The sequence below is a fragment of the Streptomyces albiflavescens genome (assembly GCF_014645835.1).
Lineage (GTDB): Bacteria > Actinomycetota > Actinomycetes > Streptomycetales > Streptomycetaceae > Streptomyces > Streptomyces albiflavescens.
This window is the reverse complement of record NZ_BMMM01000033.1, coordinates 1-11,631: the sequence shown is the minus strand read 5'-3', so window position 1 is coordinate 11,631 and position 11,631 is coordinate 1. Positions and strand designations below refer to the sequence as shown.

The 11,631-nt window shown below is 70.2% G+C and carries 8 protein-coding genes; 5 read left to right on the top strand and 3 right to left on the bottom strand.

The features are described from left to right. The first annotated feature begins 251 nt into the window (after positions 1-251). Both IEY95_RS47060 and IEY95_RS47055 read left to right on the top strand, forming a co-directional pair. On the top strand, positions 252-1,736 hold the full coding sequence (locus tag IEY95_RS47060; RefSeq protein WP_189192487.1) for a cellulose-binding domain-containing protein: 1,485 nt from the start codon (positions 252-254) through the stop codon (positions 1,734-1,736). 447 nt (positions 1,737-2,183) lie between these two features. After that, a complete protein-coding gene (locus tag IEY95_RS47055) occupies positions 2,184-3,092 on the top strand; it encodes a pentapeptide repeat-containing protein (protein ID WP_189192486.1) in 909 nt (302 codons plus the stop codon). Here the strand turns inward: IEY95_RS47055 and IEY95_RS47050 are convergent. Next, entirely contained in the window at positions 3,079-5,250 is a 2,172-nt protein-coding gene (locus IEY95_RS47050; RefSeq protein WP_189192485.1) for a SpoIIE family protein phosphatase, read from the bottom strand. The two genes, IEY95_RS47055 and IEY95_RS47050, sit on opposite strands and share 14 nt — an antisense overlap. 679 nt (positions 5,251-5,929) lie before the next feature. Here IEY95_RS47050 and rsgA point away from each other — a divergent pair. Together rsgA and IEY95_RS47040 are read left to right on the top strand one after the other, a co-directional pair. Next, positions 5,930-7,081 carry a ribosome small subunit-dependent GTPase A gene (gene rsgA / locus IEY95_RS47045; protein WP_189192484.1) on the top strand — a complete coding sequence of 384 codons (1,152 nt, stop codon included), beginning with the start codon at positions 5,930-5,932 and terminating at the stop codon, positions 7,079-7,081. 251 nt (positions 7,082-7,332) lie between these two features. Beyond that, entirely contained in the window at positions 7,333-8,775 is a 1,443-nt protein-coding gene (locus IEY95_RS47040; RefSeq protein ID WP_229703840.1) for a DNA-3-methyladenine glycosylase 2 family protein, read from the top strand. A 37-nt stretch (positions 8,776-8,812) separates the two neighbouring features. On the opposite strand, the gene IEY95_RS47035 is transcribed toward IEY95_RS47040, so the two are convergent. Next, positions 8,813-9,553 carry a Type 1 glutamine amidotransferase-like domain-containing protein gene (locus IEY95_RS47035; protein WP_189192482.1) on the bottom strand — a complete coding sequence of 247 codons (741 nt, stop codon included), beginning with the start codon at positions 9,551-9,553 and terminating at the stop codon, positions 8,813-8,815. A 273-nt stretch (positions 9,554-9,826) separates the two neighbouring features. After that, positions 9,827-10,195: a PPOX class F420-dependent oxidoreductase gene (locus tag IEY95_RS47030; protein WP_189192481.1), complete on the bottom strand. Its 369-nt coding sequence runs from the start codon at positions 10,193-10,195 to the stop codon at positions 9,827-9,829. 140 nt (positions 10,196-10,335) lie between these two features. Between IEY95_RS47030 and IEY95_RS47025 the strand changes: the two genes are divergently transcribed. Next, positions 10,336-11,571, top strand: a complete 1,236-nt coding sequence (locus tag IEY95_RS47025; protein WP_189192480.1) for an SGNH/GDSL hydrolase family protein — start codon at positions 10,336-10,338, stop codon at positions 11,569-11,571. Positions 11,572-11,631: the final 60 nt, after the last annotated feature.

Genomic DNA, 11,631 nt, shown 5'->3' with positions numbered 1-11,631 from the left:
CGGGTCGTGGCCATCGAGCGGCAGGGCCGGGAGGGACCGGTAGGGGGACGGGGCGGGTTCGGTTGCTTCGCACCACCACCGGGTGCGATGCGAACGCCTGCCCCAACATTTGAATACGTCGCTTGTCAGTTGTGCGGAAACCGTGAAAGGCTCGGGCCCCACCGTGAGACGGGCCCCAACTCCCCATTCCCGTATCCGAGTTGGGCCTTGCATGACTTTGCACATGGAAGCAGCGGATGCAGGAGTCCCCCATGCCTGACCTGCCGACCCCCCAGGACGCCGCCGAGGCGGCGCTGTTCTCGGAGTGCTGGGACGCGGTCCTGTCGTACGCCGATCTGTGCACGTCCGGTTCCGCCGCGGCCACCCAGCTGGCCACCGAAGCGTTCACCCACGGCATCCGCGAGGCGCGCGCCGTCGGTTCGGGAACGAAGAGTACCGGCCGTCGAGCGCCGCGGCTGCCCCGGATTCCCTTGCTGCTGACGGCGGTTCGGACCACGGCCGCCGCATGGGAGGCGCACGGGCAGGGCCACCGACTCGACCCCGACCTGCGGCTGTGGCTCAACTCCGAGAAGGCCGGCCGCTACACCGGGCCGCCGCTGCACCGCCCGCTCGCGCTGCGCGGCCTCAGGGACATGCAGGAACCGGACGCGGCACTGCTGTGGCTCGCCGAGGTCGAGTCGCTGCCGCTGCCCGCGGTGGCCCGGCGGCTCGGCCTCGACCCGGCGGCCGCGGCCGAGGAACTCGCCCAGGTGCGGGCGCTGTTCAGGGACCGGTGCCATCGCAACCACCTCGACACGCCCATGGACGCCAACTGCCGCAGCTACGCCCGGCTCCTCGACGCGGTCACCCGCTCGCCCGAAGCAGAGACACCCGAGGACCTCTCCCGGCATATCGCCCGGTGCGTCGACTGCGCCGAGGCGGCCGCCTGTCTGCGGCTGCACGGCGGCGGGCTGCCCGCGGCGCTCGCGGGCGGAGTGATCGGCTGGGGCGGCCTCGCCTATCTGGAGCGCCGACGCCGGGCCGCCGAGGCGGGGCTTGCGGGCGGGCGTACGGACGCGGCCGTGGACACGGGCCTCGCCGAGGGCAAGGTGGCCGGGCCCCGGATCGGCCGGACCGGGGTCCTGGTCGCGGCCGTCATCGTGTCGGCGCTGGCGCTTACGGTCTCGCTGATGCCGTTCGACGGTTCCAAGGGCGAGGGCGTCTCCGCGCGCGGCGACTCGGCGGACCGGCAGCCCGTGGCGGACCCGGGCGTCTCGTCGCCCTCGGCCACCACGCGCCCCGCGGGCTCGCTCGTCTCCCCCCAACCGTCGGACCCGACGACCGACTCCGAGACGAACCCCGATCCCGAACCCCAGGGCACGTCCACGTCCCCCGCCGAGACGCCGCACACGTCCCCGCACCCCACGAAGAGCGCATCGTCGTCGTGCAAGGTGAAGTACCAGATCGACAGCGAATGGCCGGACGGCTTCCAGGCCACCGTCACCGTCACCTCCGCCAAGGCCCTCGACACCTGGCAGATCGCCTGGACCTTCCGCGACGGCCAACGCGTCACCCAGATGTGGGACGGCACCTTCGCCCAGCACGGCTCCCAGGTGACCGCCACCGCTGCCGACTACAACAAGTCCGTCACCGCGGGGGGCGGTTTCGCGGTCGGTTTCCTCGCCTCCTGGCAGGACGGGAACTCGGTGCCGGGGAGTTTCACGCTGAACGGCGGGAGTTGTACGAACGTCGGTTGAGCCGGTGCGGTCGTCCGCCACCACTGGTTGCGACATGGTCACCGCCGACGGGGTCATGCGCGCCGACACCCTCAGGGCGATGGGCGGCCGGATGCAGGACGCCCGTGGACCTGGCCGATCATCTCCGTTGCCGCATTGCCCGCCCCTCAACAGCCTGGCCCGCTGAACCCGCCGTCACACTTACGCCCACCGGTCACCATCGGTTCCAATAGCACCATGATCAGAGGCATACCGCGTGCAGGGGCACGAGGCCGTCAGCTTCGGCGGATCGCAGAGCGCAGAGCACGGGTGCGACAACGAACCGCGCAACGCCCCCGAGCTCCGCTAGGAGCACGTCGCCCAGGACACCGCCGCGGAGCACCGCAGCGAACCGGGGCCCACGTCGGCCCTGGAATCGACCGAGGAGCGGTCAGTCTGCCTGCGGGAGCGGGGGGATCGGGCGACAGGGTGGGCCTCGTCGCGGCGATGCTCCCCGGGCTGGCGGCAGTCGCCGCGTTGGTTTTCACCTGGGTATCCGTGACCCAAGTGTCCGAAGAACTGGCAATTTCGAAGCAGGGACAGATCGCGGATCGGTACGACAAGGCATTGGAGAGGCTCAGCGACAGTTCCGCGAACATACGCAGAGGTGCCATCTTTTCCCTGCAAGGCATCATGGAGGACGCTCCACGGCAGCAGCCCGCGGTGATCGATGCGTTATCCGGGTACATCCGCACGCACGCCACCAAGAAACTGTCGGCTGAGAAGGCCCCCGACGTTCAGGCAGCACTCTCCGCGCTCGGTCATCGCGACCCCTCCCAAGACGGTGACAGCACCATCAACCTCAGAGGCATCCATCTGGCAAACGCCGATCTCCGAGGAGTCGATCTGGCTGAAGCAAACCTCGGCGAAGCGGATCTGCCCAACTGCAACTTGGAGGGCGCAGATCTGTCCGGTGCGGACCTCCGCCTCGCCTCGCTGAGACAGGGGAATCTGACGGGTGCCAACCTGGCCGAGGCGAATCTGGGCAGGGCGGTTCTCAATGGCGCAAACATGACCAAGGCGAAGCTGTCCAACACTGGGCTCAACTCGGCCGTGCTGAAATCTACCCTCCTGATGAACGCAGATCTGCGAAGCAGCGACCTCTACGAGGCCGACTTACGGGAAGCGGATCTGACTGACGCGGACCTGACCGGGGCGGACCTGACGCGGGCAAGCCTGGAAGCCGCCCGTCTGGACGGCGCGGACTTGACCAGCGTTCGTCGTCCGGAAGCAGATCTGGCCTTCCGGTCCGAGACCGGACTCGAACTTGATCGCTCACCTGAGCGCGAAGGTGGCGGGAATGGCTGCTGCGCCATCGTGGCCATCAGGTGGCGGTGACCACCAGTGCGGCCTGGTCGTCGAGAGTGGCATTGCCTGCGAACGTGGTGACTGCGGCGGTGATGGACTCGATGAGGATGGCGGCGGTGGGCGTCGTGGTCCGGACGGTGACGAGCGCGTCGGCCAAGCGGTCCTCGCCGAAGAATTCGCCGTCGGCGGAACGAGCCTCGGTAATGCCGTCGGTGACCAGGACCAGGCTGTCGCCGGGGTGCAGGTTGATGCCGCACGGGCAGAAGCCGGGGTCGGGACGGATGCCCAACAGCAGGCCCGGTTGGGCGAGTTCTTCGAGCGTGCCGTCGGCGCGCCGCACGAGGGGCGGTACGTGGCCTGCTCGAATCAGGTTGAGCGCGAGGTGGGACGCGGCATGCCGCAGCTCGCCGTAAGCGAGCGAAACGAACTGGTCCTCATCGGCGGCGCTTGCCGTCAACGCGTCGTTGATGGCGGCGACCACCGCCGCCGGGTCGTTCAGCAGGCGGGCGGCGGCGCGTGCGGTGTGGCGGACCATTCCGGTGGTGGTGGCTGCCAGCGCGCCGCGTCCGGACACATCGCCGATCATGAACGCCCAGCGGTCGGCGGACAGCGGGAATACGTCGTAGAAGTCGCCGCCGACGTCCAGTCCTTCACCGGCCGGATGGTACGAGGCGGCCAAGGTGGCGCCGGGAATCCTGGGCAACTCGGGAGGCAGCAGACCTGCCTGCAGATCGTGGGCCAGCCGGACGCGGTCGGTGAATTGGTGGGCGTTGTCGGCACTCGAAGCGGCCCGGCGGGCGAGCTCCTGGGCCAGGGCGATCGTGTGGCCGTCCAGGGGCAGGTCGGTGGCCAGGAGAGTCAGCGCGCCGAAGGTGCGGCCCCGGGTGGCCAGCGGCATGCACACGGAGCCCGTGACGCCGAGCTGCGCGCAGGGGCTGCCCGTGCGGGCGGTCTCGGTGGTGCCGGAGGCCAGCGCCCGGGCCACGGCGGCGTCCACCTCGTCGCGCAGTGCGGGGGAGGAGAGGAGCTGTTCCCCCTCCCGGGTCGAGGCGGCGATGGCGATGCGGTGGGTCTGGCCGCGCTCGACCACGTGGACGGCACACAGCGGCGCGAGGGTCGGAACGGTCAGCCTGGCCATGCGCTGCAGGCTGTCGGAATAGTGTGTCTCGCTCGTGATGGCGGTGCTGGCTTCCAACAGGAAGGCCAGATCCTCACGGGCTGCCTTCTCGCGCTCCTGGGCGGCGTGCCTCGCCTCCACCGCGGAGTGGCGTTCGATGGCCAGCGCGACTATGCGGGCGAACGCGGCGCTGAGTGCCACATCCTTGTCCTCGGGAGCCTTGGGGGTGCGGTGGTACATCGCGAAGGTGCCCAGCAGCCGGCCGTCCGCGTTCTGGATCGGCGTGGACCAGCATGCCGCGACCCCGGCCCGCAGCGCTAGGTCGCGGTAGTCCTTCCACAGGGGATCGGTGGCGATGTCCGTGACGATTACCGGTTCGAGCCGGAAGGCGGCCGTGCCGCACGAGCCGACGCCTTCGCCGATGGGTGTCCCATCGATCGCCTCGTTGTAGAAGTCGGGCAGGTGCGGGGCGGTGCCGTGCCGCAGGCGTTGTCCGTCGGGATCGATGAGCAGTACCGAGACGATCATGTCCGGGGAGAGCTCCTCGATCGCTGTGGCCATGCCGGTGAGGGTCTCGTCGAGGGGGGCGTCGCGTGCGATCTGCTCCAGCAGCACGCGCTGCTCGGCGGCCAGGAGATGTGCGTCGTGGTACGCGGTGGTCTCGACCGCGATCACCACGACCCCGTCGATCCGGCCGACCGCGTCTCGGCGGGGCTCGTAGGTGAAGTCGAAGAACCCCTCCCGCTGCCTGCCCGGCCCGCCCAGCAGGAGCCGCCCGTCCCGGGACCGGTACGCGACGCCGGTGCGGTAGACGGCATCGAGCCGGTCGAGGACGCCCTGCGGAACCAATTCCGGAATAACGTCTCCGACCGGCTCGCCGACGTGCCCGCGGTCGCACCCGACGGTCTCGAAGAATGCCGAGTTCGCCGCCTCCAGCAGGTGTCTCGGGCCACTGAGCGCAGCGAAGATCACTGGGGCCTGCCCAAACAGGTCTGCGTACTCCTCGCTCCGCCGGTCGACGGAGGCGGAGTGGGCCTTGGACGAACTGTGGGGATCGAAATATAGGGACATGACAGGCCGCCCTCTCCTGTCTCCTCCGTCCACTGACGGCGCTCTGGCCCCTCCACTCTGACACATGTCTCCGCTGTTTCCAGGCCGTAGCCGGGCCGGTCACAGCGGTGCACCATGGGCCTGGCTGGAGGACCACTCGCGCATCCACCACGGCTTCATGGCCGGTGGCGCCTACCGGCTCAACCTCCAGGAAGGCTGGTGGCGCATGGGGAGCCGAGCCCGTCGTTCACCGGAAGAGGCCCAGCCGGCTCCCTACCGCAGATTCGCCGATCACGGATGGTGCAACATCGGCGGGTGGGTGCGGAGTTGGGTGGCACCAGTCTCCGGGCGCCCTTATCCGGGCGGTCCTGCATGTCCGCGACGGCGAGGGCGAGCGCAGACGTCACCGTGGCTCCTCGATGGGCGCCTGGCCAACAGCCTGGAGCAAGGAACGACGGGGGAAATTCGGTGGTGCCGCAGTATGTGCCCCGCTAGGGTGAGGCCTGCTCCTCGCGGTGGCCATCGGCTGCCGCGGTCAGTCGTGTGGGGAACGGGAGGTGTGACCGATGGCTGTCTCTGTGATGGGCGCTGCCCGCAACCAGACGTTCGTTCACTCCACCTCCGCGGTGTCCGGCTGACCACTTCCCTCTGTTCGCGCTTGTGAGCGCGACGCCGGGGCCGCCCTTGTGAAGGGTTTCCCTTGAATTTCTCTGTTTCCTCGGTTCCGTCGCACCCTCTCGCCCCGTACGGCTGGGACGAGGGCTGGGACGCCGAGTTCGCTCCCTACGCCGAGCAGGGGCTCCTGCCCGGTCGTGTCGTACGGGTCGACCGTGGTCTGTGCGATGTCGTCACTCCGGCAGGCGTCATCCGTGCCGATACCGAGTTCGTTGTGCCCCGTGACCCGATGAAGGTCGTGTGTACGGGTGACTGGGTCGCCGTCGATCCCGAAGGTGACGATCCGCGGTATGTGAGGACGTTGCTGCCTCGGCGCACGGCCTTCGTGCGGTCGACCTCGTCGAAGCGTTCCGAGGGCCAGGTGCTGGCCACTAACATCGATTACGTCGTCATCTGTGTGTCCCTCGCGGTCGAACTGGACCTCGGGCGGATCGAGCGGTTCCTCGCACTTGCGATGTCCAGCTCTAGTGGTGATGCACTGCTGCATAAGTCGGCACTCTCCTGGGAGTCCGGCGCACAACCCGTGGTCGTCCTCACCAAGGCCGACCTCGTGCCGGACGCGGTGACGCTGGGGTATCTCGTCCAGGACGTCGAGACGACGGCCCCGGGTGTGCCGGTGCTGACGGTCAGCTCCACGACGGGTGCGGGACTCGATGTCCTGGAGGCCGTCCTCGCCGGCGGTACCTCGGTCCTCCTCGGACAGTCCGGAGCGGGGAAGTCGACCCTCGCGAACGCGCTGCTCGGCGAGGACGTCATGGAGGTGCAGGCCACGCGGGACATGGACGGCAAGGGCCGGCACACCACGACGACCCGCAATCTCCTCGCCCTGCCGGGCGGGGGCGTCCTCATCGACACCCCGGGACTGCGGGGCGTCGGTCTCTGGGACGCCGAGACCGGTGTCGGGCAGGTCTTCGCCGAGATCGAGGAACTGGCCGCGCAATGTCGCTTCCACGACTGTGCGCATGCCGCCGAGCCCGGCTGCGCCGTGCTCGCCGCCGTGGACTCCGGTGAACTTCCCGAACGCCGTCTCGACAGCTATCGCAAGCTGCTGCGCGAGAACCAGCGGATCGTCGCCAAGACGGACGCGCGGCTGCGGGCGGAGATCCGACGGGACTGGAAGCGGAAGGGGGCGGAGGGGCGGGCCGCCATGGAGGCCAAGCGGGGACGCCTGCAGTAGGCCTGGGCTGGGGCGGGTTTGGTTCGCCCCCTCCGCCCCTGCCCGTCCCGACCCTGGGGCTCCGCCCCAGACCCCGTTCGCGCAGTTCCCCGCGCCCCTGAAAAGGGGCGCGGGGAACTGCGCAGTCTTTTGGCGGGGGTCTGGGGCCGCAGCCCCCAGGTACGGGAATGGGCAGGGGCGGGGGCGAGAAAACCCAACTCCATGTCCGATTTCCGCCAGCCGTGGCGACCGTCGGCCCGCACACTGGAAGGGTGATCGGCGAAGAGGCCAGGTATGAGGACACCAGGTACGAGGCGGTGCGGAGTCGGGATGCCCGGTTCGACGGGGAGTTCTTCTTCGCTGTCGAGACGACGGGGATCTATTGCCGGCCCAGCTGCCCCGCGGTGACGCCCAAGCGGCAGAACGTGCGGTTCTACGCGACGGCCGCCGCGGCCCAGAGTTCGGGGTTCCGGGCGTGCCGCAGGTGCCGGCCGGACGCCGTGCCGGGGTCCGCGGAGTGGAACGTACGGGCCGACGTGGTAGGCCGTGCCATGCGCCTGATCGGCGACGGGGTGGTCGACCGCGAGGGCGTCGGAGGCCTCGCGGTGCGCCTCGGGTACAGCGCCCGCCAGGTGCAGCGGCAGCTCACCGCGGAGGTCGGCGCGGGCCCCGTCGCACTGGCCCGCGCCCAGCGCGCCCACACCGCGCGGGTACTGCTCCAGACCACCGACCTCCCGATCACGCAGATCGCGTTCGCGGCCGGGTTCGCGAGCGTGCGCCAGTTCAACGACACGATCCGCGCGGTGTACGCCTCGACGCCGAGCGAGCTGCGTGCCGCCGCCCCGCGCACCGCCTCCGCCGCCCGGCGCGCGGCCACACCCACCGCCGGGATCCCCGTCCGCCTCGCCCATCGGGGGCCCTATCAGTCCACCGCCGTCTTCGACCTCCTCGCCGGCGAGGCGATCGCCGGGATCGAGGACGTCAGCGGCACCCGCGGCCGCCGCACGTACCGCCGCACACTCCGGCTCCCGTACGGCACGGGCATCGTCGCGGTCGACGAGCGGCCGGGCGGGAACCACGGCCGCCGCGCTTCCGGCGACGGCGCCCACCCCGGCGGCTGGCTCGACGCCTGTCTCCAGCTCACCGATCTCCGTGATCTCACCACCGCCGTCCAGCGGCTGCGCAGGCTGTTCGACCTCGACGCCGATCCGTACGCCGTCGACGCGCGGCTGGGAGCCGACGCGCGGCTCGGACCGCTGGTCGCCGCGCACCCGGGCCTGCGTTCGCCGGGCGCCGCCGACCCCGACGAGCTGGCGGTGCGCGCGCTGGTGGGGAAGGCGGAGGCCGAGCGGTTGGTCGGGCGGTACGGGAAGGTGCTGGACGCTCCGTGCGGCACGCTCACCCATGTGTTCCCGGAACCGGCCGTCCTCGCGGAGGCCGAGCCGGACGGCACCCTCGGTGCCCTGACCGCCGCTCTCGCCGACGGCACCCTGCGGCTGGACGCGGGCGCCGACCGCGACGACGCGCGGGAGGCGCTGCTCGCGCTGCCGGGTCTGGACGAACAGACCGTCGCCGTCATCCGTACGCGCGCCCTCGGTGACCCCGACGTGGCCCCGCCCGACGAGGACGTTCCGGACACCTGGCGTCCTTGGCGTTCCTACGCCGTGCAACACCTCAGGGTCGAGACCGAGTTGGGCGCGGACAGCCTGAACTAGTGCCGCGGCAGGCAACGTTTGCCCCGTCGCGACGCCACTAGTCCTGCGGCGACGGCAGCAGACGTGGCGCCAGCCGCTCCTCGACCGCCGAGTCCCCCTCGCGCCTGACCACGTACGCGCCCTTGCCCGGTATCTCCGTGACCGCCTCGACGAGTTCGGTGCCCCGGTACACCAGTCCCACGCCGTCGTCCGTGCAGTGGGTGACGGGCAGTGTGCCGTCGGCGACCAGCCGGTGGACCAGCGGGCGGCGGCCCTGGTCGCTGTCGTAGTGGACGCCGTTGCCGTACGGCAGGAACCCGAGCCCGTTGGTGAGCGGGCGCAGTTCGGGCCCGAAGGAGTCCGTGGTGCCGCCCCGGAACCAGCAGATCGAACCGGCGCTCACCCCGCTGAGCACGACCCCGGCTTCCCAAGCGCGCCGGAAGATCGCGTCGAGTCCGTGGACGCGCCACACCGCGAGCAGGTTCGCCGCCGAACCGCCCATGACCCACACGACGTCCTGTTCGAGCACCGATCCCTCGATGTCCTTGAGGTTCGGCATGGGGAAGAGGTGGAGGGGGGTCAGGTCGAAGCCCGCCACACGGGCCGCCTCGCCCATGCGGCTGGAGAAGTGCTCGGCGTCGCCGATCGCCGTCCCGACGTACATGACGCGCGGGCGGCGCCCCTGGACCCCCGCCAGGTCCACGGCATGGTGGACGAGGGCGTCGAAGGTGACCCTGGTGCGGTCTCCGACGCGGTGACCACCCGAAGTGGCAAGGATGGTGGGTTCCGTGGCGGTCATGGCTCGCGACCCTACCAAGACCGCGGCGTCATGTGATCTTCAACGGCACTGATCGTCCCGACCTCCAACGGGTCTCATCCGCCGAGTCCTGCAACGGGTCTCACCCGCCGAGACCTCCAACCGGCCTGACCTGCCTGGACGTCCAGCGCGCCTGATCCGCCCCGATCCTCAAGGGACCTGGTGCTCCGCGATCTTCAACAGGGCCGGCCTGTGGCACATCTTCAACCGGCCAGGATCGTGGCACATCTTCAAGACCCTCATCCACAAGGCCGCTCAGTCTTCCAGCCCCCAGCTGTGGATCCGCTTCGGGTGGATGCGGATCAGCTCCTCGCTGAAGTGCGGACCCAACTCATGTGGACCGGTGACGAGTTCGGCTTCTCCTCGGATGTCGACGCCTCTGACCTTCCACGGCGAGAAGCTGACGATGTCGTCGACGACGAGGGCGACCTTCGGGTTCTTCTGCAGGTTGCGCCACTTCTTCGTGGTGCCCATCGAGTAGCCGCCGATCAGGATCGTCCCGTCCTCCTGCGGGAAGAAGCCGACGGGGTTCGCCTGCGGCTGCCCATGGGGGTCGACGGTGGCCAGCCGTCCCAGCCGCTGCGTTGTCAGGTACGTGCGTTCGGCCTCGCTGAATGCGGTCATGACGGCAGCCAAACACTCCCGCGCCGCGAACGCATCGGATGCAGGTCCTAGGTCCAGGGGAGTACGGGGACGTCGTACGGGTGCGTCCATTGGGGTGACAGTGAGTTGAGGGTGGCGACGGCCAGGGAAACCATGCCCCCATGACTCGTGCGATCAAGGACCGGCACCTCCTGGCCGCCCTGGTGACCTCCCTGGTTCTCACCCCGCCGACCGCGCTCGCCGAGTCCGTGCCCGGCCGGGCCGCCTCCACGCCGAGCCAGACCTGGACCGGCACCTGGGAAGCCGCCGCCTCCGGCACCGCCCGCGCGCTGCCCGGCGCCTCGATCCGCAACGTGGTGCACACCAGCGTCGGCGGCCACGCCGCCCGCGTCCGCCTCTCCAACCGCCTCGGCAGGCTCCCGCTGCAACTCGACGCCGTGACCCTGGCGTTGCAGCGGCGGGGCGCGCCCGGAAGCCCGTGGGCCGTCCCTGGTTCGATACGTACGGTCACTTTCGCCGGCGCACGATCGGTGACGATCCGGGTGGGCAGAGACCTGGTCAGTGACCCCGTCGCTCTCCAGGTCCCTGCCGACGCCAACCTCCTGATCTCGCTCCACACCCCCGCCGACTCGGGCCCGGCGACCTATCACCGCTCCGCCCTCCAGGCCAACTTCCTCGCCCGCAAGGGCAACCGCACCGCCGAGGAGAGCGGCGCCGCGTACACCGCCACCCTGAGGAACTGGTACTACGTGACCGGTGTCGACGTGCTCGGCTCGGCCGTGGTGGGCAGCGTGGTCACGCTCGGAGACTCCATCACCGACGGCACCGGCTCGACGTTCAGCGCCAACCACCGCTGGCCCGACCGGCTCGCCGACCGTCTGCGCGCCCTCCCGCCGTACCGTCGCCTCGGCGTCCTGAACGCCGGGATCGCCGGGAACCGCGTCCTGCTCGACGGCCGCGGCCCCAGGGCCCTGTCACGCCTGGACGCCGATGTGTTCTCCCGCGCCGGCGTACGCGCGATGATCGTGATGGAGGGCATCAACGACATCAAGGGCACCCCCGAGCAGACGGACCCCGGAGCCATCGAGGATGCGTACCGGCGCATCGTGCGCCGCGCACACGCCCGCGGCATCCGCGTCATCGGCGCCACGCTCACCCCGTACGGGGGTCACGCCGCGTACACCGCGGCCCGTGAGGCGGTACGGCAGTCGGTGAACGCCGTCATCCGCACACGCGGTCTCTTCGACGCGGTCGCGGACTTCGACGCCACCGTCCGCGACCCGTCCCACCCGCACCGCATCCTCCCCGCCTACGACCCCGGCGACCACCTCCACTTCAACGACGCGGGCATGAAGGCGATGGCCGACAGGATCGACCTGACTACCCTCGCCCCCTAGACGAGTCATTCCGAATGCTGACGGTGTGTCCGGCAACGCAGACAGGGCGTCCAAGATCGT